The organism is Bradyrhizobium genomosp. III (assembly GCF_000261705.1).
GTDB classification, from domain to species: domain Bacteria; phylum Pseudomonadota; class Alphaproteobacteria; order Rhizobiales; family Xanthobacteraceae; genus Bradyrhizobium; species Bradyrhizobium ottawaense.
Window position 1 is genome coordinate 1 of the sequence record NZ_AJQF01000446.1, and the last position, 24,142, is coordinate 24,142.

The following is a 24,142-nucleotide window of genomic DNA, read 5'->3' on the forward strand; positions in this document are numbered from 1 at the left end:
CGCGGGCGAGAATGCCGAGACGGCGCAGCTCATTCGCCTCGGCCTGAAGGAACTGGCGAAGTGAGCGCGGCAATGGTCGGTCTCCTAGGGTGGGCAAAGCGCAGCGTGCCCACCATCTTTCAACCGATCGGAGACATGGTGGGCACGGCGCGAAGCGCGCCTTTGCCCACCCTACGAGGAGTTCGCTGAGTGAGCGATCCCAAGGCCAACCGCATGGTCTCGCCCGAGCGCCGCAGCGACGATGTCGGCGACACCGCGCTACGCCCGCAATCGCTGTCCGATTTCGTCGGCCAGCAGCAGGCGCGCAAGAACCTCTCCATTTTCATCGAGGCGGCGCGCAAGCGCGGCGAGGCGCTGGATCACGTCCTGTTCGTAGGTCCCCCGGGCCTCGGCAAGACCACGCTGGCGCAGATCGTGGCCAAGGAGCTCGGCGTCGGCTTTCGCGCGACGTCGGGTCCCGTCATCGCCAAGGCCGGCGATCTCGCAGCTCTCCTCACCAATCTCGAAGAGCGCGACGTGCTCTTCATCGACGAGATCCACCGCCTCAGCCCGGCGGTGGAAGAGGTGCTCTATCCCGCGATGGAGGATTTTCAGCTCGACCTGATCATCGGCGAGGGCCCGGCGGCGCGCTCAGTGAAGATCGAGCTGTCGAAATTCACCCTCGTCGGCGCCACCACGCGCGCCGGCCTTCTCACCAATCCGTTGCGCGATCGTTTCGGCATTCCGGTGCGGCTCAACTTCTACACCATCGAGGAACTCGAAAGCATCGTCACCCGCGGGGCACGGGTGCTCAATGTCGGCATGAGCGCGGACGGCGCCAACGAGATCGCGCGCCGCGCTCGCGGCACGCCGCGTATCGCCGGCCGCCTGCTCCGCCGCGTGCGCGATTTCGCCTCGGCGGCCGATGCCGACAAGATCGACCGCAAGATCGCCGACCACGCCCTGAGCGCGCTCGAGGTCGACGCTGCGGGTCTTGATGCCATGGATCGCCGCTACCTCACGACCATCGCGATGAACTATGGCGGCGGCCCGGTCGGGGTCGAGACCATGGCTGCTGCACTGTCCGAGCCGCGCGATGCGATCGAGGACATCATCGAGCCCTATCTGATCCAGTGCGGCTATCTCCAGCGCACCCCGCGCGGCCGTCTGCTCACCTCGCACGCCTTCCGTCATCTCGGCATCGCCGAGCCCTCGCGCGATGCGGCGGCACAATTCGGCCTGTTCGGCACGGACGAGAGCGACGACTGAGCTGCGCCAATGCAGCGCGCTCCTTCTATCATGAATTTCTGGTAATCTCGTGCAGACGTTCTGCACGAACGCACCCCAATTCCGCTCCAATCGGACCGCATCAACAAGGCGCATTACGATCGGGTCTTCATGATCACGCGCCGTCATCTCATCCGTTCCATCGGCGGTCTGTCCGCCCTCGGCGTCTCGACCGCCGCCTATGGCGTCGGCATCGAGCCGGTGCTGCGGCTCCGCGTCACCCGCTATCATCCGACGCCGCGGCAATGGCCGGCGGATCTTCCGCTGAAGATCGCCGTCATTGCCGACATTCATGCCTGCGATCCCTGGATGTCGCTGGAGCGGATCGAGGGCATCGTCGACCGTACCAATGCGCTGAAGGCCGATCTCGTCGTGCTGCTCGGCGACTATGTCGCCGGCCTTCATCAGGTCACGCGCATGATTCCGGCGAGCGAATGGGCGAGGGTGCTGGCCCGCCTGAAGGCGCCGCTCGGCGTCCATGCCGTGATGGGCAACCACGATTATTGGGACGACAGGACGGTGCAGCAGGCAGGGTATGGGCCGACGATCGCCCATCGCGCGCTGGAGGCGGCCGGCATCCCTGTTTACGAGAACGACGTGGTGCGCCTCACCAAGGACGGCCGTCCGTTCTGGCTCGCCGGTCTCGGCGATCAGCTGGCCTTCCTGCCGGCGCGGCGCTTCCGCAGCATCGGCCGCTTCGGCGCCGACGATCTTAACGCCACGCTGGCGAAGGTCACCGACGATGCGCCGGTCATCCTGCTCGCGCACGAGCCCAACATCGCGCCGCTCGTACCCGGGCGCGTCGCGCTGCAACTGTCCGGTCATACCCATGGCGGCCAGGTTCGCCTGCTTGGCTGGTCGCCGGCGGTTTCGCCCAAGAACGGCCTGCGCCTCGCCTATGGCCACTTCCGGCTGAAATGCGACCTCATTGTCTCCGGTGGCCTCGGTTGCAGCATCATGCCGATCCGCGTCGGCGTGCCGCCCGAGATCGTCGAGGTGACGCTGGGAAGGACAGGGCTCGCCGTGTCCTAGCTGCGCTTGCGCGTCCGGCCGTTTTTGCGCAAAACGGGGCGGTTACCGACAAGCGAAGAGGCTCGCGACGTGACAGCTCATCTCGACGGCGAGATCCGCGACGGCCGCCACCACATGCAGGTCCGCGTCTATTACGAGGACACGGATTTCTCTGACTTGACGTTATCATAGTAGACGAACGCACTGATCTCTCTCGTCTTGCGTCGATTTTCGGGGAAAAGATTCATGCTAGAAAGGGAAGCGCTGTTCAGGTACGGAGTATATTCGTAGGGCATCCGCTTGCGAACCGGATGCACCACGATGCTGTCGATCAAGTTGCGAAAGGCGACGCGGGTTTCGATGGCCTTCGGATTAATCCTCAGCGCGGTGACCAGTCTCTTGGCCTCCGAATGATATCGGTCACCGAACTTTGGATGGTCGAACGGGATCACGTTTTCGCTGCCACTACCCAGCAGCCGCAAGCGCTCCTTAACGGTTTCCCGTTCCACATCGCACTCATCGATCCGCTTGAGCAACTCATCCGGCTTGCGACGGCTGTTTGCGATGGCATATGACAAGCGTTCGATCTCAGTGGTCAACGTACGGAGTCTACGCTCTAAATTTGCGTGTTCGCTGTTCTTTTTCCGATCGTTCTTACGCTCCTCCTTCCAAGCACGCATCGCCTCTTCAATCGCTTTGGGCGAAAGCAATTTTAATTCCATTTTGCTTGAGACATCCTCAAGTAGCACGTCCATGTCAAAGCTCCGAGTGTGCTCACACGTGCCTCGTTGATGCGCATTGGCGCATGCGGCGCGCGGAGCGCCATTCCTGGAGGATTGAGCGATTCGCATATTCCCGTTGCAGACACCACACCGGAGGACCCCAGCAAGTGGGTGCTCATTATTGCGCGGGATCACAGGACGGCGCCGCGGCTTGCCCGTCGGTCCGAACATATGGATGGCGCGGCCGCTGCGAACCTTCTGCGCCCTGTCCCAAAGCACTTGCGGAACAATCCGCAACTCGGGCTTCTTGACAATGATGTGCCGGTCGTCCGGATTGCGGCGTTTCTGTTTCTTCTGCGTTTCCGGGTTCAGAATTGTTGATCGAACGTTCCAATGTATTTCGCCGATATACAGCTCGTTGCCGATAATGCCGCGACCGTGGCGACCGCCAGTTATGCACTGATGATTCCAGGTCGTGCGACCAGCCTTGTTCTTGTGACGGGTGGCGCCAGGCGAGGGCAAGCCTTGGCGCGTGAGATCGGCCGCAATATCTCGGGTTGAACGCCCCGATACATATTCGGTGAAGATGCGGACCACGATCTTCGCTTCGTTCTCATCGATCACGCGCTCACCGGGCGCGCCCGGCCTTGGCCGGTAACCGTAAGCGTATGAGCCAGGAATTCTTCCACTAGCGACAGCATTATCATGGCCACGCCGAACCTTGTCGGCGAGCTGCGGCTTATAAATCGTGTTGTAGAGACTTGCGATGCTGATGTCGGTGGCAGTCGCGTAAACGCCTTTCTGATCCATCAGCTCAACGCCATTGAACTCGAAAACTTGCTTGAGACGCTGGATGGTTGCGGGATCGCGCGACAGGCGATCGAAATGCTCAACGATCACAACATCAAAATCATGGTTTCGCACGCCATTGAGCAATTGCTGATAGCCGTCCCTCGCATTTTCGGTTAGGCCAGACTTCGCGGCATCAACAAATGCACCGATGACATCTAGGTCGTTGCGTGCCGCGATCTTCCGGCAGAGCAATAGCTGACCGTCAATCGAGGTCGCCTTTTGCATGTCGCTCGAATAGCGGGCGTATAACACGGCCCTCTTTTTTATTGGCCTCGTCATCATGCCCTTCCTCCTTTTGGCTGCTCCAAACCGTCGTTTTCGTCTCGTGCAATCTGCCGTCCGATGGCGCGCGCCAGCTCAAGCCAAACTTCCTCATTGTCAGGATTATCCCAACCCTGAGGGTGGGAAGGATCAAGCGGTCGGATGATCGCCTTCTGCCTCCGAGGCGATCGGATTCGAGTACGCATATGGACCGACCGGCAAACGTTAACGTAAATTGTCGCCCAGCGCGATAGCTGGGCTGTGATCACTTGCGGCGCCTGCTTCTGTTATTCGGAGCGTCGATCGCGCCGGCAGACACCCCCCGCTGATTTCACAATTTTCGTCGGCGTGGTGTTCAGGTTCAGATCGTCCTTCAACCACATCTTTCGTCAGCCTTGGCCGTGCGCCGACAGAAATCACAGAAGGTCCACACTTGACGTTTGCCTCTGGAGTGCTCACGGAAGTCTCGATCTGAGTAATTGTGGGTCCAATCATGTTGACCGCTGCAGCGGTTAATGAAAATGAGAGTTTTCTGGTGTCGCGGTGCTCCACATCGGGCGTTAGCGCATTCCTGCGATACCGGTCGTAGGCGAGAGAATTCTTGCCAAACAAGGCGGAGTAAAAAAACTTGCGCCTGACGGCGACGAAAGTCCGATGCCCGTGTCCATATTTAGCGGTGCAGTTATCCGCTCCGTCTGATGCCAGCGGTTGCCGCAGACGAGACGGCTTCATTGATCAGTGAAATCCGGCGGTCGGCCGACAAATCGTGGCGCACGACGCTAGATGCGGTTGTCCTGATCTGAGTATACGCACGGAGGAATTGCTGAGACGCCGCCTGTTTTAGCCACTACCTTCGACGCTTGGGGAGATATGGAAGACCACAAGGGAGGCCTTCTTCGGCCGGTGCCGCAAAATGCGGTGGAGTCTGAAAAGACAATCTTTTTGCAGGAGCCCATCCAATCGCGAAAATTTTCCACGAACCGGCCTCGCAAGCGCTGATCTTCACCGTGGAAACGCGTCTGATGGGCGATGCGGCGGCTTGTTGCTCCCGGTGGATTGCGTTGCTTCAATCCTTGTCGTCTCCGAGGAAGCGCAGGTCAGCAGATAATCGTTCGCCGCCTTCTGATCGTCGCCCGAACCAAGGAGCCGATTGGCCGCCGGCAGGGCACTCACAGCGGTGAGCGAGTAAGCAGTACCTGCTCTCCATTGTCCCCCACGTCCTCTATACAAGCCTTATTGCCGGCCTGGTCGGCGTGTTCTACTGGGGTCTCCCCGGACTCTGACACCATTGATTGGTGTGCTGTTCCCGGAAGTGGTGCGAGTGACTGTCTTCGTCGCCTCCGCCATCACGGGCGTCCTGACGCTGCGAGTTGAACCGACTAACGGGTAGTGTCTCAGTTTGAAATTTAGCGAGACTTTGTCGGGGGGCGCGGATGAAAAAGAGGAACTTTCTCAGTGACCGTCAATCTCGCGCATGAGCAGGTAGCGCCGTAGCACTGCCGCCGCCTCCTGCTCTGAGACTCCGCTCGTTTGCTTGCTGGGCTGGCCGTCGATGATCGGCGAGTAGGCTGCCGCCTGCCTGACCGCGTGAAGGTAGAGCTGGCTCCGGAAATCTGGACAGGGCGGTAAGTGGAGTTTCTGCCTGACGGCGGGCAAGATTGTCCCGGGAATCAGGAGAGACGATGAGCAGACGAGCCCGCCGGCAACACGCACCGGCATTCAAGGCCAAGGTGGCGTTAGCGGCGATCAAGGGCGAGATGACGCTGGCCCAGCTGGCTGAGCATTTCGACGTGCACCCGAACCAGATCACGCAGTGGAAGTCCCAGCTTCAGGAGGCGGCGGCCGAGGTGTTTGGTCCTGGCGGTGGCAACAGAGCGAGCGAGTCCGCGGTAGACGTGAAAACGCTGCACGCCAAGATCGGGGAGCTGACGCTTGAGAACGATTTTTTAGAAGGCGCGCTCAGCAAAGCCGGCCTGCTGAGCGCAAAGCGATGATCGACCGTGAGCACGACCTGCCGATCACCAAACAGGCGGAAGTTTTGAAGATCAGCCGTGGCAGTATCTATTATCTACCACGTCCGGTGTCGCCCGCCGACCTCGCGATCATGCAGCGGCTTGACCGGCTGCACCTGGAGTTTCCTTTCGCCGGTTCGCGAATGTTGCGAGACCTGCTGGCTGCCGAGGGGTGCAAGATCGGCCGCCGGCATGTCAAAACGCTGATGCGGCGGATGGGGATAGAGGCGCTCTATCGCCGGCCGCGTACCACCAAGCCCGAACCCGGGCACAAGATCTATCCGTATCTGCTGCGCGGGATGGAGATCACAGGCCCGAACCAGGTCTGGGCGATGGACATCACCTACATCCCGATGGCGCGCGGCTTCGTCTATCTCGCGGTGGTGCTGGACTGGTTCAGCCGCCGGGTGCTGTCGTGGCGCGTCTCGATCACTATGGAAGCCGCATTCTGCGTCGAGACGCTGGAGGACGCTCTCGCTCGCCATGGCAAGCCGGACATCTTCAATACCGACCAAGGCTCGCAGTTCACGGGCGCCGCGTTCACCGGCATGCTCGCCAGTCATGGCATCGCCATCAGCATGGACGGTCGGGGCGCCTGGCGCGACAACGTGTTCGTCGAGCGTCTGTGGCGCAGCATCAAATACGAAGAGGTCTATCTGCGCGCCTACGACACCGTGTCCGACGCCCGCGCCTCGATCGGCCGATACCTCGCCTTTTACAATGGCCGGCGTCCCCACTCGAGCCTTGACGGCGGCACCCCCGATCAAGCTTACTTCAGCTCGCTGCCGTTCCGCGCGGCAGCCTAACTCTGGCAGAAACTCCACTTATCGACGCGGAATTGCTGTTCAGATAACCGGGGCCAGCTCTGGTGCCGCATCTCGTCATCGGTCATGCGCCGGTTGAAGTAGAAGCAAAGCGTCTTCTCGCTTTCGGCATCGCGGCCAGCGGCGGGGCAGCGCAGCGGCTCCTGTTTCGCGCCGCTGACAAGCCGCAGCGCGGGCCCGGGGTGCGGTGTTCCGGTCTTGGGGGTGTCGGACACGGGACGATCTCTCTCAACGTGTGGGTGAGGCTACGGGCGGAGTTTTGGGCAGGCGGCAGGCGCGCTTCTCCGCATCCACGGCGATCGCCGAGAGCGTTTCGTTCTGATCAATGAGAAGAGAGATCGCCTTCGTCGCCCAGTCCTCGTAGGTCAGGGTGCCGGTTTCCCACAAGAAGACAAGCGCGCGGGCGACCGCGTTATGGCGGGATAGTTCCTGCAGCTTGCAGAAAAGCTCGGCGTTCATTTGTACGGGCATGATCTTCTCTTCGTCAGTGTCGGGGTTTTCAGTCGACACTAGTCCAAGCAATGCCGGCTCGAGTCTGTCGGCGCGATCTTTCGTGATCTCACGTTCGGCACGCGACACGCGCTCACCGAGTTCGCCGAGGGCTTTTCGCTGCCTAGCGAGCTGCTTCTGCAGATACGCCATGCTGATCTATGCTCGCTCTGCTTTGTCATCGCGGGCGATCCTGCGTCAGTCGTCGGTGTGTGAGCCGAGTATGCGGAGCCGGAGCATCTCCTTCGTTTCTGCCATCGTTTCGGGGCATTTAACACCACAACCGGTTCCATAATCGGCGCCGATGGGCCACCTTTTGCCGTCTTTCTGCATGATCGGCGGAGGGTTAATAAACCCGGGTGGCGCTCACCCTCATCTGGCGGTCCTTGCAGTTTTTCCAGTTGCGCCGGGTCCCAACGAAATCCCTTCAGGCGATAGGGCGGCGCGCGCGGGATTTCGGAGGCACAATGGTGGACCCAGTAGCTGCAACTCTCTGGTGCTTTTCGTGGTCTGTTTCAAAAACCGCTTGCATCTCGCGGGGCGTCCACAGATGGGTTCACGGCCTTCTGTAATGGGCCCGATGATGTCAAGCCTCCCGAGTGAACGTCTCGTCGCCGAGCTCATGCTTCTGTCCGTGGTCAACGCCTGGCCGCCACATCATGCTGTCAGAGGGAGCGGTGAGCCTATCTAGATGCGCGGGGTTCGTCAGATGACGACCACTGGCCGTGTAACGGCTTCACCGGATCCACCGTCCCGGCGACGGGACTTCGGGCACCGAGCTTCAGTTCAGCTCGGTTGCGTTCTTGATCTCCTAGACGTTTTCTATGCTGCGATCGGGCCGGCGTCAGTCCATCGGTAAGTTGTGCCGTCGATCCAGATCCGATGCAGGATCACTGCGAGCTTGCGTGCCAGGGCGACCTTTGCGCGCTTTGAGCCTCGCCGCTTGGCGACGTCCATCCCCCAGCGCTTGAGTTTTGAGAACCGCGTGATGCGCGACAGCAGAACATTGGCGGCTTCATACAACACCGTGCGCACCGTCTCGTCGCCGGCCAACGTGATCCCGCCTGTGACGTCCTTTTCTCCCGATTGATATTTCTTTGGCGTAAGCCCGAACAGCGCGCCTGCCGCCTTCGATTTTACGATGCGATGAGGGGCATCAATCGCCGATTTGTAGGTAACAGCCACCAGGGGGCCAACGCCCGGTACTGTCATCAGCCGGCGACAGACTGCATCGTCACGCACAATTGCCAGTACAGCCTTGTGCAGCCTTCCGTACTCTGCCTTCAAGGCCGATCGTGCCGAAAGCATCGCACTGGCAATACGCTCCAATGTCGCTTGCCCCGCAACCAACTCTCGGATCCGCGCTTCGAAACTCCTCCGCGTCACCGGGCCAACCTTCAGCCCGAAGCCGCGCAAAATCCCTCGGATACTTAATTCCACATCGATAAGTCGCCCGAGAAGCTGTTTGCGTGCGATCAGGAGTGCCCGGATCTCCTGGGCGCCGACCGACTTCGCGTGTACCGGCTGGAACCATCCCATCCGGATCAACTGGGCGATCCCGCGGGCATCCTTGCGATCAGTCTTCACCGTCATTGCAGACAATGCGGCCTTAACATGTCGCGTCTCGAGCAGGACTGCCTCGAGCCCCGCTCCTTTCAAGCCTGCATGCAGCCATTGCGACAGCGGCCCCGCTTCCAGCCCAATTCGCTTTGCTGCAAAGCCAAGCCTCTCGAAAAACTCGACTAAGGCGTCGGGTTCGCTCGCGACCTTCGCTTCCTTCAGGATCTTACCCTGGGCATCCACAACGCACACGCTCGACAGTTCCAATGACACGTCGATTCCGGCATAGTTCTCCACGGCTGTCCTCCGTCTCTAGATGCTTGGGGCCGACTCAAGTCGTGACCCCGTTTCATCATCTATCGGGGGACAGCCACCATCATGACCCCTTGCTCGAAGCAGGGCCCATTACGGCATCTAGTTCTACTTGGTGGGAAACAGGCTCTCCACGATTCGAAAGTCAGAAAGTTATTCGTCACGCAATCGCGCGAGACATCGGCACGACCACGCCGTCCGCAGCGCGCTTGCCATCGCAGAACGCGGCCCAATCAGCCATCATCGTGCGCCGCTTCGACCGCGCCGATATAGGTCTTGATGGACATGGTGCAATCGGGGTTCTTCGAAATCGTGCCTGACGGTGGCGTTGCAGGCAAGTCTAACTAGGGAAAACGAGCCCTCCCTCAATCGGCTCGGTGGTCCCACAACTCGGGGCGGCTGCCCCGGCAGATGATACGTCAGTAGTGGCCGAGACGTCTGATTTGGAAGCGCTGTCACACGCTTACGTAATAGGCCTCACCTCGGTCCCTGCGTGTAACGACCACGCAGGTTGTACCCCGCAGCAGAGGTTGAGCACTCGCCAGATCTTTTGCTAAGCGTTCTGCCGCACGGAAGGCTTGCAGCTCGTCTTCGAATGCTAACCCGCCGGGGTCGTCGACATTCTGCTTGCCTGCCAGATTAAAGTAGAAACGGGCCATTCGTTCGCTTCGTTGCCCCACGGGAATAATGATAGTATTGGGCAATTAAGCAGAAGTTCTCTGATGTAGGGCCTCATGATGCCGAAATTCTGCGAATGATTGGCAAAATGCGAAGCGCTTCCGTGCGTGGGCTTTGGAACGGATTGAGCCCGCACGAATTGCTGCCGACGCCGAGAACGCCTCGTTCTATGGTCCAGAGATGCAGTGCTATTTGTTCTGCTCGGCTGCGCTGGCCGAAACCGCTGCAAAGCGGATGCTGCGTCCTATCGGCTGGCGAAGGCTGTCTGCCAAGACGTCACCACGTTTCATGGCACAGAGCGAGATACGTTATCGATCGGATTCCACGGGGCGCGACAACACGGCCGGACCCAAGCTGATTGAGCAGAAAGACGGCGGATCACAACCATCAAACGCTGCTAAGCGTCATGGTTGCAATGCTAAAGTGCCTCGCCGACCGGCTGGGGGAACAACGTGGTTAAGGCAATTCGTAACACCGTCATGGCACTTACTTTTGTCGGCGTCGCCGGCAGCAACATGTTTTGGAATTTCATGAATGATTATATCGCCTGCGGCCTTGCGCTGGCGGCTTCAGTCACCGCCGGCTTTTGCGTTGAGCGCGTCTTCATCGAGCGGTCCCGTCGCGAGATGATCCGCCTCCACGGCGCGGACTGGCATTCGGCGGAGGACCGACAGCCCGGCGCATGAACGCCACTCCTCGCACGCTCGTCATCTTCATCATTGGATTCTTCGCATTCGATCCCAGGGACCTGCCCTGATGACAAAGCCGTCCCAGCCATTCCGGATCGCTCGCGTCGAGCGGCTAGTGGAGCTGCTTGAGGCAGACTACAGAATGGCAGTTGATCCGAATACCAGTGAGAGCAACACGAAATCGGAGGCGTCCGATCCGGAGGTGCTTGATTGCCAAGTGCTACCCGGTCCTGATCCAGGAGGATGCGAGCAGGCGCCTTCGTTGCGAGCGAACCCTACGGCATGGAGGTCTCGACCAAGGCGGTCGGCACGCCCGAGGAAGCGATAACGATCTGGAACGGCGACCGCCACAAGCTGACCCCGACGTAATCGAGCTACGCAATGACCAAGGGGCCGCGCTTGGCTAGAGCTGGTTTGTGCAGCAGCGCCAGGAGTGGATTCGGAAACCTTGCGCGTGTTCGGCTTCATCAACCGCGAGCACAAAGTCAAAATCTCGACGCCGCAGGGCTCGAGCGACGTGCAGTTGTTTCAGCGGCGGCGTTCGGGCGTGATATATTTCAGCACTTCCGCCAAGCGCTACCAGCCGGTGATCGAGTTTGCCTCCGGCATCGAGCCGGTGCAGCTGAGAAGGAGAGACGACCGTCAAGGCGCCGCGTTCGTCGAGAGAGTTGGCCGTCAGGGCGATGTGGACGGACTGCAAGTGATCCTTGGTCTTGGGCATGAGGAGCAGTGATAAGCGCTTCCTCCTTGGGCCACGTGACCTGGTTATCCACGCCGATCTGGAGAGGTGGGAGCCGTTGCGGACGCAGAGTGTTTCCGGCAACACTCCTGCTCGGCTTCCTCGGGGGCGTACTCTGAGGCGTCGCCGTCAAGCAGCGCGAAAAAGCGCGCGGGCAGCTCACACTCCCGAGCCAGCCGGCGAAAGTACTCTTGAGTAAACGACATTTCGCCCAATGCCGGCCCGCCCATCCGGTTGCGGTCAGGATCGAAATCCACTTCGCGCCCCATTGAGAGGAGCGAGACAGCTTCCCTTGGTACAAAATAGGCGCGCCGCTTTTCTCCGTTGCGGTGGTAGACTAGGCCTGCACCAATGGGCCTCACAACTCGCCGGCGCGGCGACGGCATTGCTTGCTGGCGTTGCCGTCGCAAATGCGAGCCACTGCTCTCGCAAGAATGTGCTCGGCACGTCGCGCGTGATCGCTGTCGATGCGAAGGAATATCCACGCGTCGGTCGACGCGCGATACGCCAAGCTCGATGCCGGTCTGAACCCTCAAAGTTCCGGCTATAAAATAGGAGCCTCGCCCCTATGGAGATAGGGGCGAGGCTGCTCCCTGCCCCCGGCGGGAGCCGCGCTGCAAAGAACAGCGCGCTACGGCGCAACGTTCGTTTCCCTCCGGGGCTGGTCGTTCGGTGGGCCGACAGAGACTCACGCGCGTTCCGATTTTCGGTCCTCGGCGGCTCTTACGACGTTGCGCAACGCAATTTCAGAAAGGCGAATAACCAGCTGTTTGAGACGAGCAATCTGTTGCTTGCAGTGCTCCAGTTCGAGCTGTTCGTCCGTCATCACAGATACTTCATGGCGATTTCCGTTGTCGTCATGATTCATATCGAACCTTTTCCGAGCAAGTGAGTACGAACGAAGAGTTTCCCTGTGCTCGCCAACCATTAATAGTCAAATCAGGGCGGCGGCGACAAACACAGCACGGGACGTACGAACGATCCCGTTACTCGCCCGAGCGTGTTGCTTCGGCCACAGATTTGAACGTTATGTACAAAATATCGTCCGCTCGGCTATGACTCTCGTGCTTTACGCAGCGGTCGCATCGCATTCTCCCCCATTAGAAGCTCGGAATCGCGCCCATGCCCCTTTTCCGGATATTGAATGAGACCTATTGCAAAATGCCTCGACACCGGAACTCTACTTTAACGCTGTACTGCGCCGAATTCGCATGCGGGATGCTATCAAGGCCTCTATCGCTTTGGTGCTTCCATCTCGGAGGGGGCGGGCACTTCCAAGCCCGGCGCAGCAGAACCTTGAAAACGTATTGATCAAATCTAGAAACTTATTGGGCGTCAGTTGCGATCGCAAACGCGACCGTCATTAACGAGAGGTGTGTGGGGTGTGCATCGAGATTGTTTGTTCCTGAATAGTGGCGAAGCTCCGCTTGACGATTATTCTCGAGCTTTCGAGCGAGCAGTACCTAATTATTCTAACACTGTGAGCGCGCTCGCCGAGCTGCGCTCGATTGAAACCCGGAGGCGCCATTCAACCCAGCCCAGCGCTTAAGTATTCATTACATTGGCCTCGGATTCTTGCGCTTGCAGCTAGCTTGATCAGTGGGTCGGCATAGTTTGCTGATCTGGAGGCTTGTTTGACATTCGGCAGTTGGCGCGAGTGGCAGCGGGGCAAACGGTCGACTGTCAGGCAACATCGGCAACCGTTCAGACGGGCGCCTTCCTGCCGATAACAGAGACGCAACTGCGCAGCAGGCCGAAACCACAAAAATGGTCGATCGCTTAGCCCTTCTCGCGACGGTACTGATCACTCCATCAAAGCTGGTCTCGATCTGTAAAGACGGAGTGGCAGATTGGGGAAGCACTTGTCGGATCGATGTAGCCAAGCTGAGAAACGTTGTCGCGATTGCGGAAGCTGGCGATAAGAGAAGTTCACTTCCTCGATGAAGTCGACGCTTCGGCGACCAACATGTGCCATCATAAAGCGGATCGCCGGCCGGTTTGACCACCTGCAATCTGCTACGGGCCTGTTCGGCTGCCTATTGCAATTATCGCCTGATCCGGTCGTCCGGCCATGAATGCACGGTGGCGGCGTCTCTGATCCTAAGGAAGCCTAGCGATCTGGTGAAGACGAACCGCCGGGACGCTGTTTCTCGCCCGAGTGCTACTCGCCGGCGAGGAAGCGTCCGGTCCCTGCACGTCGCGCAGCTCTGACAAGATTTCCCCAGCTTCCACGGCAGCAGTTCAACGAGGACGGTTGATCGAGTGTTCCGTCAACCATGCGGGGGTGACGGGTCATGCAGGTAGGCGGAGCCCAAACTCCCTAGCGTGCAGGTTTATGGCCACTGCCGAACTATCCCGAACCGTTCTCCAGGAGATATTGTGAGAGCACACGATGATCCCGATACTCTGCGGGAAATCCTTAGAAGGCCAGCAGGGGGCCTATCCTCGACCGGGCATCCGACCGCGCGGCCGTGTTCGGCGCGATACTCCTCGGGCGAGATGTCGATCGCCAACGCCGAGATCGCCACCTGCACCCGCCTGAGACTAGTAACTGGACGACGAGAGGTTCACCGCGACTTTGCAAAGTGTGCGCGTATTTGTACGTTCCGTACAAAGTTTTGGCGCCACACCAAACGGATTCTCGAATGAGATTCTGCCGGCTTTAACAAATTGCCGGTAAATCCCGAGCGTTAGATCTTAGAAGGGCACGCACCGTGAAAACGCTAGTACACTTTTTACGCGATGAGTCCGGGGCTACTGCCATAGAATATGGGCTGATAGCGGCGGGTATTTCGCTTGCAATCATCGCGGTCGTGAATGGGCTAGGCACTAAACTCAATACGAAATTCGCTTCGATCAGCAGCTCTCTGAAATAATCAAAAGCCGCCTCCCTTGGCGACCTCTTTTCTCCACCGCATGTGCAAGAACAGCTCTAGTCAGAGGCGAGCTAGTTCTCTGAATTCGGCGGAACTTGAGAATTGGTGCGGCGAGGGGGTGAACGGATCGTCTCGATGCTGCTGCTCGGAAATTCTTGTTTTAGCGAAAGACACCTGGATGAGTCTTTTGGTCGTCGGCAGATTTGCCAATCAATCGAAAGTGGTCCTTGAGGCATTTCAGTCCGTGACGGCCTGTTTCTCCCGCTTTGTCTCGGCTCGAGGGTCGATCCGAATTGCGATCTTGTGCTGTTGTCTTGCGATGAGCGCGATCGCAGTGAGCCTCGGAGGGTATTCCGTCCTTGGTATCCGGCACGCAGGCGACCTGGTTGCGCGGACTTTCGATGAGTCCTTGATGTCGATCAACTACGCACGTGCGGCTGGTGCCGATTTTGCCGCGATGCGCGTGGCATCTTCACACGTCACAAGGCAGCCGTCGGCCCGTCCTCGACTAGATGATGAAATCGACAAGCTGGCGAAGACGCTTTCGGAAGATGTCACTATTGCGGCTGAAAGGTCGCAATCAGCGCGAGCTGCGAAGGCAGCCGCAAAAGTTAAAGAAGCTGCAAACGCCTGGGTCGCGATTCATCGCCGTCGCTTTCAAGCTGATGGCACCGGGAATAATGAAGCGAGCGCTCGGGAAATCGATGACGTTGACCAGCTCTCAAACGTCGTAAATCAGCAGATTGAATTGCTGGTGAACTATACGGCCGGGGATGGTTTTCTATTCCGTCAGCGAGCCCTTGCCGCGATCAAACGGGATCTGCAACTGAATGTGGTGGCGCTGACCGTTGCGCTCCTTCTGTCCGGGCTTTTTTCGTGGTTGCTGGCACGGCGGATTATCGGGCCTGTCGCCATTGCGTCGAAAGCGGCAAGTTTGCAGAGCCGCCGCGCGCTCGAACTCGATCTTCGCGAGGCCATGGACAAGGACGAGTTCACTCTGTTCTATCAACCCATTTATGACCTGCGGATGGACCGGATCAGCGGCTTCGAAGCATTATTGCGCTGGCCTCATCCGAAGCGTGGCCTGGTGCCACCCGACCAATTCATTCCCATTGCAGAAGACATCGGTCTCATCACTCCACTGGGTGAGTGGGTTCTCAACCGCGCCTGCGAGCAGGCGGCCGGTTGGCCGAGCGAGCTCAAGATTGCCGTCAATGTCTCGGCGACTCAGATTCGGGATCCAAGATTTGCAGAGGTTATCGCCAACGCGCTTGATGCTTCAACGCTGGCCCCGCACCGGCTCGAATTGGAAATCACGGAGTCTGTTCTCCTTGGAAACAGCGCCGAGACGGTTGCAACACTGCACAAGCTGAAGGCGCAGGGGCTGAGCATCGCCTTAGATGATTTTGGTACTGGATACTCCTCGCTGAGCTATCTGCGCAGCTTCCCCTTTGACAAGCTCAAGATCGATCAGTCATTCGTCCGTGATGCAACAGCGACAAATGGATCTAAATTAATCGTAAGAGCCATTACCAGCCTTGGAAGAAGCCTTGGCATAACAATAACGGCGGAGGGGGTCGAGACGATTGAACAGTTGGATCAAATAAGGGCGGAAGGGTGCAACGAGGCGCAGGGATTCCTATTCAGCCGCCCGGTCCCTGCTACCGAGATCGCATCAACGATCCTGAATCTGAGAGGCGGCCTCGCGAGACGTCATTTAAGCGGTGCGATGACCGGCTAAGACGAACCAGGACTTTCCTGAGTGTTGTTCGGTCCTGAGTTCGCTCTCGCCGTTGGGTTTCAATGCGTTCAGGATCCACATGGTGCGTCGACATGTTAGCAACCGAGCCACAAAGGTTCCGATCGTCGGGCGCGATCATAATCAACGGCGCTATCAGCGCGCCGCAGCTCCTGCCTACGGTTTTGTTGAGCGCTCTGAAATGAAACTCATCGAGGGCTTCCATTATAATGTCACACGGGCCCACTTCATCAATTGTTGGCGCGCCCCAGTCATGGAGGCGCAAGGGTTCTCTGAAGGAGATTTCGATTAATCGCCAGCATCCGATACTTGCTATTAAGGCTTTTTTTCCGGGGTTGCCATATAGGAGCACTATATCGTCGAGGAGCCGATGAGGATCTGGGTCAGCTTAGCTTTGCTCGCGGCCCTTTTTCCGCTGGGCCAACCTTTTGCCTCGGCAGCGGCGGAGACATCAGCGGATGCCACGGCGCGCGCCAGCTATCGTCGGCCGGCGGCGATCCCTTTTCCCGATCGTAATCCCTACACGGTGCCGAAAGCTGCTCTCGGGGAAAGACTCTTCTTCGATGCGCTGCTCTCGAAGTCCCGCACCCGTTCCTGCGCAACGTGCCACAATCCGTCGCTTTCCTGGGGTGATGGCCTCGCGCGTGCGGTCGGCGAGGATCCCAGCGGCCTGCCATTGCGTGCGCCGACCCTGATCGACGTGGCGTTCACCGAACCGTTGGGGTGGGACGGCAAATTCAAGACTCTCGAAGCCGTCACGTTCGGGCCGATCACAGGCCGGCCCAACATGAATTTGACGGAATCAGAATTGATCGCGCGTCTCTCCGCTATCCCGGCCTATGCTGATGCATTCGCAGCCGCATTCGGGGACGGTGCGATCACGCGACCCAGGATCGAAGCCGCGTTGGCGACTTTTGAACGAACCATCGTGGCTGGCGAAGCGCCATTCGACCGGTGGATCATGGGAGACGTGACATCCGTCAGCGCCGCGGCAAAACGCGGCTTTGAGATTTTCAACGGCAAAGCCCATTGCTCAAACTGCCACAGTGGACCATCGTTCACTGACGGATCGTTTCACGATATTGGCGTCGCAAGGAACGACGACGTTGGACGCGGTCGGCTTTTTCCGACGTCGCAAAAGCTGCGGTACGCATTCAAAACGCCGACACTGCGCGATGTCGCGCGGCGTGCTCCCTACATGCATGATGGATCGGTCGCAACCCTCGAAGAGGTCATCGAACTCTATGACAAGGGTGGGATTGACCGTCCGAGCCGCTCGCCTTCAATAAAGCCTCTATCTCTGACGGAAAGCGAAAAGGCGGATCTGATCGCTTTTCTTCAGACGCTCACCGCATCCTCGACGGATACGACTTTTCCCAGGTTGGCGCGATGACCGGTACCCCGATCGCGCGGTCGGGGAGGCTCTCAGGGGAAGTGCGGCAATGCCGCTCCCAGCAAGCCCAACACGAGGATGAGGAAACCGCCCGCCCACGTCTCCAGGGTTTCACTGCATGCTGTGAGCCGCATCGCGGTGCGGGCCAGCGCAGAGCCGACTGGCACCCTCTTCGTACGAAACGCACCAAACATGGACTACTCCGGACATCCGTTTTTTGTCTGACATTCAGTACGACACTTGCATTGAAGGCCCGTCGTCAAAATCTGTAAAATTGAAGGGACGTGCGCGATAGTCTCGCCGCACAAATCCTTGCCGGCGTGTCCCCATTAACCCAGCAAACAACCTTCGGATGCGAGCGCCGTCACATCCTTAAGATTTGTGCTAAGTTGAACAAATCGTCAGAGGCGGGCGCTTTTCCAAAAGGGGTGGTTTTTTATGTTCAGGTCTCCGACGCGGGATGCCTTTGCGGCATTCCGGAGAAGCTCCCTTTTTGCAAGGTCCATCGTGGCACTTTCTTTCTGGTTCTTGGGAACACAAGGTGCCAGTGCCCATGTCAAATGGTTCTGTGCCTATGACGCTGCCGGCCAGCCCCGATGCCTCGAAAACGTACTGTGCCAGGATTTTGAACTGCTGTTGGCTCTTGCCCTGCTCTGGTTTTTTTCCGGCTGCATGGTTGAACGGACGTCTTTGGCTGAGCTGGCGGCCCGCTCCCTCAACCGCTTCACGGACGGATTGCGACTACACACTGAGGAAATCATCCGGGCTGTCTGCGGATTTTTCTTCATCTCGCTTTGGGCGGTGGGCGGTATCTTGCTGACCCCGGAATTGAAAACGACTTCGTCAATGGTTGGGCCTTTGCAACTCGCCATCGCAGCAGGCCTGCTGTCGCGCCGCACGATGCCCTTCTCCGCGGCGGGAATTGTCGTTCTGTTCGGGCTCGCCGTTCGAGATTACGGCACGTTTCATCTGGCCGATTATCCGATCTTTTTGGGCCTTGCGGCCTACCTCGCCCTCGCTGGCTTGCAAAAAGATCTGTTCGGCGTTCCGCCACTCGATGTCGTGCGCTACGCAACCGCCGTCACGTTGATGTGGGCTTCGGTGGAAAAGTGGGCCTACCCGGAATGGAGCTTCCCACTTCTGATCGAGCACCCCGGCATGACGCTCGGGCTCGATAGTGAGTTCTATATGCGCGCCGCTGGCATGATCGAATTCACGCTCGCGTTTGCCCTAGCTTGGACGCCCTTGGTCCGGCGCGTTGCGGCTGCCATACTGCTTGGAATGTTCATCAGCGCGTGCTTCGAATTTGGCAAGCTTGATGTGATCGGGCACTCGGTGATCATCGTCGTACTGGTCGCGATACTTTCCGATAATCAGCCGAGGGAAGCCGACTATCGCGCTCCCTGGCTCGCTCCGGCCGGACTATGTGCGGCGTTGACGGTTACGCTGTTCGCCTACTATGTCGGTCATGCAGCGATCTTCAACACCTCAATTCTGTAGGGCCCTACTTTTTGACGTGCACGCCAAGCTTCATCTTGGGATGAATGCCGCACAACACAGTGTAATCACCAGCCACAGAAAAGACGACGTCGAATTGGCTGCCTGGCTGTTGATCGCCAGAATCGAACTCGAAGGTGTCTGAGCTCAAATAGGTGTGGTGCATGAGCTCACCGTCATCGTTGATAAACCGTAGGGTCTCGCCGCGCTTTATTACGATTTCTTGGGGTCTGAATTCTCGGTCCTTTTGCGAAATTACATAGGGGGAGGCGCCTAGAGCGGCTCCAGCGAGGAGCCCTCCCACTATTGCGGCTATCATCTGAAAACCGAACTTGCCTGTGCGTGAAGGTATTAGCCTTTCTCTCATTCCGACCTCACTGAAGCTAAATTCTATAAAAATGCGACCTTACCGCGGACCGCCGGAGCCCGGGACTAGCGACACTTATGACAGATTGATCTTTATTTTGCGCCTCGGTTCCAATCATTATTAGAGGAAAACTGACGCGAGGCAGGCGGCCGGCTGTGTCCACGCAGCATGTTTGCGCTTTGGCGGTGCGAGGGGACTGCCAGTCGTCGCCAGGTGTCCCTGCGGCGAGACAAACGGTGCTCCCTCATGGCATCAGCGGTTGAAAAGGTTGATTAATTGTCTTGAGATCATCAGTGCAAAACTCGTGTGGGTCACAATGAATTTCGGCATAGAGGGAGCATGACTAAACTCTCGCCTGACATCTGAAATGTTCTCTGGCGAGGCGCGGTTGCCTTAGTGGTGCTGTGTTCGTCTCACGCAACGGACTTCGCAATCCCCGGCCAGGCGGTAACAGCGTGGCGCGCTGGTCTGACGGCGTTCCGGCGCCGACGAGTCCAAGGCGAGTTGCTCCACACCCCGGTCGGTCCCCGTCAGGCGTTGAAATTCGTCAAAGACGCCGTCTTAAGGCCGGATTTGTGCTCAACGCGCTGCACATTGCAGGAATCCGTATGGGTATTTGGCTACGTTTCCAGCAGATATCCACGCTGTGAGACGGACTGCACTATGACCAATCGGGTGCCAGCCGTCCTTGAACCGCGGGACAGCTCGGGTGACCCCGCTCTCGCAGGAGTTACCGGCACACAGCCGACGCTTCGTCGGCTCGATAGCCTGCGTCCTAATACGCGGCCCCCTGTCAGAAATGCTATCCTGTCCAGAATTTCTCCGGACGGCCTCGCGGCATTGGGGGAGTGCCTTGAGCCGATCGTCCTGAAAGAGCGTATGGTTCTGCAAGAGCCGAAAAGGCATGCAAAGCACGTCTACTTCGTGGAGTCGGGCCTCGTCTCGCTAAGGGTTGTCGCGGCGGGGAGCGTGCTTGAAACGGCCGTCATAGGATCTCGGGGTGTTGTCGGTGCTTCGTTCTTGTGCGGAGGACATCTTTCGACGCATCAATCTGTGGTGCTCTTTCCCGGAAGCGCGCACAGGATCCGTGTTGAGGAATTGCGCCGGCTAGTAGAAGAGCGTCCTGAGATCCGAGAGCATCTCTTTGAGTACGTTCAAGCGCTGACATTTCAGTGCGTTCAGACAGGATTGTGCGGGGTTCGGCACGATCGTGAACAGAGGCTCGCGAGCTGGCTTTGTTTGGCGAGTGATGCTGCTGACGTTTGTGTGCTGCCAGTTACCCATGACTACCTTTCGTCTGTCTTGGGACTTCGTCGCGCTGGGGTAACGCAGACTCTAAGCCGATTCGAAGAACGAGGGCTGATCCGCAAGATGCGCGGTGTCTTGGAGATTGATGAACCCAAGTGCCTCGAGAAAAGGGCATGTTGTTGTTACAAGCTCATTTCAGGCGCCTATGCCTCGTCTCAGTCCGCGATTCCAGCAAAAGAGCTGATGGGGTAACAACGTCGCATAGGCTTCACCTCTCCAGTTCATATCGAGACGACTTGCCGAACACGGTATTGCTGCGCGGAGCGAAGAGCCGAACAGCATTTGCGCTTGACTCCTACTCAAACAAAGCAAGTTTGAGGATAGAGGTTCTAACATCGATGGCGCCAGAATCGCCTGGCAAGTGCACCGTCGCGAGGATTGCGGGAGGTGAGGAGCTTTTTCAGTCTTGCGCCGGCCCGTAGTCGCTCGCCAGGAACTGATCTTGTGTCCACTGCCTCAACGCATCATCGTTGATTGTCGAGTTGACTAGGGCATTCCAGTTCTCACCTGCCTCTTTCCATTTCGTTCTCCGGTCCGGAAGGCTCCGCAGTAACCGGAATGCGCTCGTTGCAATCTTGCTTGCCTCTTTACCTTCAGCAGCCTCGCGGATCACGTCCTTGAAAGTTTGCTCCGGAAAGATCCACCCGGCGCCCGTGAAGCGCTCAGCAAAGATGTATTCGAATGAGGCCCGAAACGTAACGGCTGCTAGAGCATCCTCGTGTTCCGTGCCTTCACTACGCACGTCAAACCATTGCAACAGTCTTCGGACAGCGGCAGCGGGAGCAAGCTGGCGATCACCGAGAGTCAGAGATACGAACATGTACGCGATGTCTGATTGAAGTTCGTTGTCCAGGGACACGTACCAGTCTTTAATCGCTTGAATAGGTGACATAAAATAATCCCGAGAAAACGACGCCAAGGCACGTGCTGAGGATCTCCTCGAGAATGAACCTAGAGCTCAGGGATGACGCGCAGAGTAGCGCGCTTCGAACCGAAGTATTAGCGAAGTGTCTACCACCCGAACCGCCGAATGCAACTGCTCGGGACTGGATCGGTGCTGGTCAACCTGCCGCTCGAGCTCTTCTACGAGGGCGGAGAATAGGCCGAAATCCGCCGCGTCGGCGCGACGCTGGGCCCGCGCGCGCCGGGCTCAGCGTCACACGCCGCTTCGGAGTGCAGACGTCGCGAGAGCGATCTTCAAATCTTAGGTCGCTGCGTTTGCAGGAAGATTGAAAACTACCATACGCGCGTGAATATATCCCCACCCTTCAACCTGCTAGGCTTGCCTTTGTTATCAACGTAGAACAGCGTCCAAGACGTTGGCATCTGAGACCCCTTAATTGTTCCAACCCAGCGGGTAAAGGAATTGCACTGGGCAAAGGTAACAACAAAATACAAGCCGGTTGGACTAACGGATCCCGCTGCAGGATACGGGATGCCCTGGCACGCAAACCCTTGAGCATGGTTTGTGAAAGTCCCTTGTATCGTCCCGCTATTGGCGGACCAAATAAGCAGTTCCGAACCTCGTTCATTTTTCCAGTATGAGGGAGCGGGAAGCCCCTGCGCCATGGCCTCGGCGGAAAGCAAGAAGGATTGGGCGAGCAGCAAAAGCCCCAGAAGTCTCTTCATATTGAAGCCCCAAAATTAGTCGCTTAAAGATCATGTAGTGTGGTTCAACTTGAGGTCATGTTCGCTGCTCTTATCTCGCATTAGGCAACGGAATGCGGCGCATATGCGCCAGGTAGCGCTGGATCGCGGCGGAGTCGGACTCCGTCGAGCCCCCCGGCACCGTTACCCCGACATGGTTCCTGGCGGCCGCGCGCCGAGCCCACTGCTAAAAGTGGATCAATTCGCCGGAAAGCACCAATGCGACACGGGCGGCGAAACACTGACCGACTACGACTTAATGGGATTGAACATTCATCCCGAATGGTGGCTACCGACGGTTCTTGTCCTGGCCGGTCTCAACATCGGAGACTTCGTCAGCGTGCTGATCAAGGCTGTGATGGGTCGCCGAAGCGTTTCGTCTTGATCGGCGACGGTTAACGAACTCGTTGATAGCATCGTAAGCCTGAAGCAAAGGCGGCGTCAGCGAAAAGAAGACGCCCAGCCCGATCGCGATGACAACGTGGCGAAGAGAAGAGCTATCATCCTCTTCGCTTGATGGTTCGGCGTTCTCCTTAATTAATGCGGGTGAAAGCCTACCGGCGGTGCCGTTCTGACGGCTAGATTTCCGCGGTTTGCGCGGAGGAATCATGACTAGTACAAAGAGGACGTTGATCAACAACCAAATACTTAGAGCTATAAGAATCGTTCGCATCAAGTGTCCCAACCCGCTTGCCAAACAACGCTGCGAATGATCGATCCCGTAATCGGCCTCGATCGTGTGATTATCACATACCTCAGAAATCAATCGGTTAGCCTATCGCCTCGGAGGTGCATACAGCCACGATCGAATATGACGAAGCGCGTCTGCATGTTGTCACCGCGAAGTCCACAAAAATGCAACGGCAAGCGTGGTAGACGCCAGGAGACCTATGAGCGCCGTGAAATCTCATGTGCAAATCTCTTTAGTTGGGCTGTTGGCCGCGAGCTGCACGAGATTGGCCAGCGCGAATATCCAAGAAAGATGACGGTCCCGTTTAACGCGGAAGAAGCGGCGCAGAAAGACAGCGCACGAAGGCCCTCCTGCGCTGATTATCATCGCGACTGCCATCTACCGGGATCAGTATCATCAACCATAATTGGAATGCCGCCCGGATACTTGCTGCGGCATGTGCCAAATCGGCGACAAGGAGCATCAGCGCGGCAAAAAACGCGCATATGATGCGTTTCATGAAGTTTTCCTTCACGTTATGTGGGAAATGCGTGAAATCATTGCGCGGCGATTCTAGGTCGCTAAAAAATCGGGACCGGAAAGTCGGGAGATCTGTCTGCGCCGGCGGGAGACCCCTGCGGGGCTTACTCGCGGCGATTGTGTCGGCTATAGGATTGTCCCGAGCCGTCAGTAGTTCTGAACGCCGCACCCCAGAATGACCCACCCCACTCGTCGATGGCTGCTTGCCGCACTGGCCATCCTGGCGGCCGCCGGCGTGGTCTACAGAACAAGGCGCGTGACGAACTCACGGCCATGAAACTTCAGCAGGCTTCGATCGGCCGCGCTTTAGAGGTCATCAAACATCAGCAAGCATCTACCGGCCGTGATCTAGAGGCCGTCAAACATGAGCAGGCATCCACCGACCGTGATTTAGGGGGCCATCAAACATGAGCAGAAATCGACCGATCAAGCGATCGTTGCGCTGACGAACGCTTTGCGAACCTACCGCTCCGAGGTGACCGACTTCGCCGCGCAATATCAGGCGATGTCCACTCGGCTGATGCTACTCGATGTGGCGCACCGGCCGGCATCGGCCACTGCGCTGCGCCTGATGCGCGCGAAGCTTGACGTGATCGAGGAGGCCCTGCAGCGCCAAAGCATCCTGCTCGCGCAGAAACTAGTACCCACTTTTCTTGGAACGTGAGTCGTG

Annotated in this window: 23 protein-coding genes and 2 pseudogenes; 14 read left to right on the forward strand and 11 right to left on the reverse strand. The window is 58.2% G+C overall.

All coding sequences use genetic code 11. The features are described from left to right. Positions 1 to 213: 213 nt before the first annotated feature. The 3 genes and pseudogenes from ruvB to IC66_RS48570 form a co-directional block, all read left to right on the forward strand. A complete protein-coding gene (ruvB, locus tag IC66_RS0135240) occupies positions 214 to 1,248 on the forward strand; it encodes a Holliday junction branch migration DNA helicase RuvB (RefSeq protein ID WP_193375324.1) in 1,035 nt (344 codons plus the stop codon). Positions 1,249 to 1,377: 129 nt separating this feature from the next. Then, a complete protein-coding gene (locus tag IC66_RS0135245; RefSeq protein ID WP_038950792.1) occupies positions 1,378 to 2,298 on the forward strand; it encodes a metallophosphoesterase in 921 nt (306 codons plus the stop codon). Positions 2,299 to 2,367: 69 nt separating this feature from the next. Beyond that, a pseudogene (locus IC66_RS48570) lies at positions 2,368 to 2,457 on the forward strand (acyl-CoA thioester hydrolase); the annotation flags it as partial. On the opposite strand, the gene IC66_RS0135250 reads toward IC66_RS48570, so the two are convergent. Further along, positions 2,430 to 4,133: a recombinase family protein gene (locus IC66_RS0135250; RefSeq protein ID WP_011084356.1), complete on the reverse strand. Its 1,704-nt coding sequence runs from the start codon at positions 4,131 to 4,133 to the stop codon at positions 2,430 to 2,432. The pseudogene IC66_RS48570 and the gene IC66_RS0135250 overlap by 28 nt on opposite strands. Positions 4,134 to 5,794: 1,661 nt before the next feature. Here IC66_RS0135250 and IC66_RS0135265 point away from each other — a divergent pair. Continuing rightward, a protein-coding gene (locus tag IC66_RS0135265) for an IS3-like element ISBj3 family transposase (RefSeq protein WP_085971880.1) occupies positions 5,795 to 6,930 on the forward strand; the annotation gives its coding sequence in 2 pieces (ribosomal slippage) (positions 5,795 to 6,053 and positions 6,053 to 6,930; 1,137 coding nt in all). On the opposite strand, the gene IC66_RS0135270 is transcribed toward IC66_RS0135265, so the two are convergent. The 4 genes from IC66_RS0135270 to IC66_RS46650 form a co-directional block, all read right to left on the reverse strand. Next, on the reverse strand, positions 6,927 to 7,163 hold the full coding sequence (locus tag IC66_RS0135270; RefSeq protein WP_018646715.1) for a hypothetical protein: 237 nt from the start codon (positions 7,161 to 7,163) through the stop codon (positions 6,927 to 6,929). The genes IC66_RS0135265 and IC66_RS0135270 overlap by 4 nt on opposite strands. Before the next feature lie 13 nt (positions 7,164 to 7,176). Next, on the reverse strand, positions 7,177 to 7,590 hold the full coding sequence (locus IC66_RS0135275; RefSeq protein WP_011084360.1) for a hypothetical protein: 414 nt from the start codon (positions 7,588 to 7,590) through the stop codon (positions 7,177 to 7,179). Positions 7,591 to 8,259: 669 nt separating this feature from the next. After that, positions 8,260 to 9,294, reverse strand: coding sequence for an IS110 family transposase (locus tag IC66_RS0135280; protein ID WP_011084361.1), 1,035 nt, complete (start codon positions 9,292 to 9,294; stop codon positions 8,260 to 8,262). A gap of 470 nt (positions 9,295 to 9,764) precedes the next feature. Then, positions 9,765 to 9,968 carry a DUF6894 family protein gene (locus tag IC66_RS46650; protein WP_131233107.1) on the reverse strand — a complete coding sequence of 68 codons (204 nt, stop codon included), beginning with the start codon at positions 9,966 to 9,968 and terminating at the stop codon, positions 9,765 to 9,767. 498 nt (positions 9,969 to 10,466) lie between these two features. Here IC66_RS46650 and IC66_RS0135290 point away from each other — a divergent pair, with 498 nt between their 5' ends. From IC66_RS0135290 to IC66_RS0135300, 3 genes are all read left to right on the forward strand, one after another. Beyond that, on the forward strand, positions 10,467 to 10,673 hold the full coding sequence (locus tag IC66_RS0135290) for a hypothetical protein (RefSeq protein ID WP_202557308.1): 207 nt from the start codon (positions 10,467 to 10,469) through the stop codon (positions 10,671 to 10,673). Between the two features lie 246 nt (positions 10,674 to 10,919). Beyond that, positions 10,920 to 11,045 carry a hypothetical protein gene (locus tag IC66_RS49010; protein ID WP_018646717.1) on the forward strand — a complete coding sequence of 42 codons (126 nt, stop codon included), beginning with the start codon at positions 10,920 to 10,922 and terminating at the stop codon, positions 11,043 to 11,045. Positions 11,046 to 11,109: 64 nt separating this feature from the next. Beyond that, the gene (locus IC66_RS0135300; protein ID WP_018646718.1) at positions 11,110 to 11,409 is read left to right on the forward strand and encodes a hypothetical protein; all 300 of its coding nucleotides are present in this window, start codon (positions 11,110 to 11,112) and stop codon (positions 11,407 to 11,409) included. Positions 11,410 to 12,103: 694 nt separating this feature from the next. Here IC66_RS0135300 and IC66_RS46655 read toward each other — a convergent pair. After that, entirely contained in the window at positions 12,104 to 12,283 is a 180-nt protein-coding gene (locus IC66_RS46655; RefSeq protein ID WP_074077659.1) for a hypothetical protein, read from the reverse strand. A gap of 1,846 nt (positions 12,284 to 14,129) precedes the next feature. On the opposite strand from IC66_RS46655, the gene IC66_RS43905 reads away from it, so the two are divergent. From IC66_RS43905 to IC66_RS0135330, 4 genes and pseudogenes are all read left to right on the forward strand, one after another. Continuing rightward, positions 14,130 to 14,291, forward strand: coding sequence for a Flp family type IVb pilin (locus IC66_RS43905; RefSeq protein ID WP_011084366.1), 162 nt, complete (start codon positions 14,130 to 14,132; stop codon positions 14,289 to 14,291). 928 nt (positions 14,292 to 15,219) lie between these two features. Then, a pseudogene (locus tag IC66_RS49135) lies at positions 15,220 to 16,032 on the forward strand (putative bifunctional diguanylate cyclase/phosphodiesterase); the annotation flags it as partial. A 388-nt stretch (positions 16,033 to 16,420) separates the two neighbouring features. Then, a complete protein-coding gene (locus tag IC66_RS0135320; protein ID WP_011084368.1) occupies positions 16,421 to 17,443 on the forward strand; it encodes a cytochrome-c peroxidase in 1,023 nt (340 codons plus the stop codon). Between the two features lie 507 nt (positions 17,444 to 17,950). Beyond that, a complete protein-coding gene (locus tag IC66_RS0135330; RefSeq protein ID WP_038950797.1) occupies positions 17,951 to 18,943 on the forward strand; it encodes a hypothetical protein in 993 nt (330 codons plus the stop codon). 4 nt (positions 18,944 to 18,947) lie between these two features. Here IC66_RS0135330 and IC66_RS0135335 read toward each other — a convergent pair whose 3' ends face one another. After that, positions 18,948 to 19,307: a methylamine utilization protein gene (locus IC66_RS0135335; protein ID WP_011084371.1), complete on the reverse strand. Its 360-nt coding sequence runs from the start codon at positions 19,305 to 19,307 to the stop codon at positions 18,948 to 18,950. Positions 19,308 to 20,186: 879 nt separating this feature from the next. Here IC66_RS0135335 and IC66_RS0135340 point away from each other — a divergent pair. Then, complete coding sequence (locus IC66_RS0135340; RefSeq protein WP_236842178.1) at positions 20,187 to 20,807, forward strand: Crp/Fnr family transcriptional regulator; 621 nt, start codon at positions 20,187 to 20,189, stop codon at positions 20,805 to 20,807. 208 nt (positions 20,808 to 21,015) lie between these two features. Here IC66_RS0135340 and IC66_RS0135345 read toward each other — a convergent pair whose 3' ends face one another. The 4 genes from IC66_RS0135345 to IC66_RS47285 all read right to left on the reverse strand — a co-directional run bounded on the left by IC66_RS0135345 (position 21,016) and on the right by IC66_RS47285 (position 23,452). After that, positions 21,016 to 21,507, reverse strand: coding sequence for a hypothetical protein (locus tag IC66_RS0135345; RefSeq protein WP_011084373.1), 492 nt, complete (start codon positions 21,505 to 21,507; stop codon positions 21,016 to 21,018). 344 nt (positions 21,508 to 21,851) lie between these two features. Further along, positions 21,852 to 22,244 (reverse strand): avidin/streptavidin family protein, encoded by a 393-nt coding sequence (locus IC66_RS43915; protein WP_011084374.1) that lies wholly within the window; start codon positions 22,242 to 22,244, stop codon positions 21,852 to 21,854. 307 nt (positions 22,245 to 22,551) lie between these two features. Further along, complete coding sequence (locus tag IC66_RS43920) at positions 22,552 to 23,028, reverse strand: hypothetical protein (protein ID WP_225895088.1); 477 nt, start codon at positions 23,026 to 23,028, stop codon at positions 22,552 to 22,554. 229 nt (positions 23,029 to 23,257) lie between these two features. Continuing rightward, on the reverse strand, positions 23,258 to 23,452 hold the full coding sequence (locus tag IC66_RS47285) for a hypothetical protein (protein WP_014498117.1): 195 nt from the start codon (positions 23,450 to 23,452) through the stop codon (positions 23,258 to 23,260). 293 nt (positions 23,453 to 23,745) lie between these two features. On the opposite strand from IC66_RS47285, the gene IC66_RS46660 reads away from it, so the two are divergent. Further along, positions 23,746 to 23,883, forward strand: a complete 138-nt coding sequence (locus tag IC66_RS46660; RefSeq protein ID WP_155256745.1) for a hypothetical protein — start codon at positions 23,746 to 23,748, stop codon at positions 23,881 to 23,883. A 64-nt stretch (positions 23,884 to 23,947) separates the two neighbouring features. Then, a complete protein-coding gene (locus IC66_RS0135360) occupies positions 23,948 to 24,136 on the forward strand; it encodes a hypothetical protein (RefSeq protein WP_038950799.1) in 189 nt (62 codons plus the stop codon). Positions 24,137 to 24,142 lie beyond the last annotated feature (6 nt).

Coding starts and splice junctions, on each gene's coding strand:
- ruvB (WP_193375324.1), top strand. CDS start 214: ATGGTCTCGCCCGAGCGCCGCAGCGACGATGTCGGCGACACCGCGCTA.
- IC66_RS0135245 (WP_038950792.1), top strand. CDS start 1,378: ATGATCACGCGCCGTCATCTCATCCGTTCCATCGGCGGTCTGTCCGCC.
- IC66_RS0135250 (WP_011084356.1), bottom strand. CDS start 4,133: ATGATGACGAGGCCAATAAAAAAGAGGGCCGTGTTATACGCCCGCTAT.
- IC66_RS0135275 (WP_011084360.1), bottom strand. CDS start 7,590: ATGGCGTATCTGCAGAAGCAGCTCGCTAGGCAGCGAAAAGCCCTCGGC.
- IC66_RS46650 (WP_131233107.1), bottom strand. CDS start 9,968: ATGGCCCGTTTCTACTTTAATCTGGCAGGCAAGCAGAATGTCGACGAC.
- IC66_RS0135290 (WP_202557308.1), top strand. CDS start 10,467: ATGGCACTTACTTTTGTCGGCGTCGCCGGCAGCAACATGTTTTGGAAT.
- IC66_RS49010 (WP_018646717.1), top strand. CDS start 10,920: ATGCGAGCAGGCGCCTTCGTTGCGAGCGAACCCTACGGCATGGAGGTC.
- IC66_RS46655 (WP_074077659.1), bottom strand. CDS start 12,283: ATGAATCATGACGACAACGGAAATCGCCATGAAGTATCTGTGATGACG.
- IC66_RS0135320 (WP_011084368.1), top strand. CDS start 16,421: ATGAGGATCTGGGTCAGCTTAGCTTTGCTCGCGGCCCTTTTTCCGCTG.
- IC66_RS0135335 (WP_011084371.1), bottom strand. CDS start 19,307: ATGAGAGAAAGGCTAATACCTTCACGCACAGGCAAGTTCGGTTTTCAG.
- IC66_RS0135340 (WP_236842178.1), top strand. CDS start 20,187: ATGGTTCTGCAAGAGCCGAAAAGGCATGCAAAGCACGTCTACTTCGTG.
- IC66_RS0135345 (WP_011084373.1), bottom strand. CDS start 21,507: ATGTCACCTATTCAAGCGATTAAAGACTGGTACGTGTCCCTGGACAAC.
- IC66_RS43915 (WP_011084374.1), bottom strand. CDS start 22,244: ATGAAGAGACTTCTGGGGCTTTTGCTGCTCGCCCAATCCTTCTTGCTT.
- IC66_RS47285 (WP_014498117.1), bottom strand. CDS start 23,452: ATGAAACGCATCATATGCGCGTTTTTTGCCGCGCTGATGCTCCTTGTC.
- IC66_RS46660 (WP_155256745.1), top strand. CDS start 23,746: ATGAAACTTCAGCAGGCTTCGATCGGCCGCGCTTTAGAGGTCATCAAA.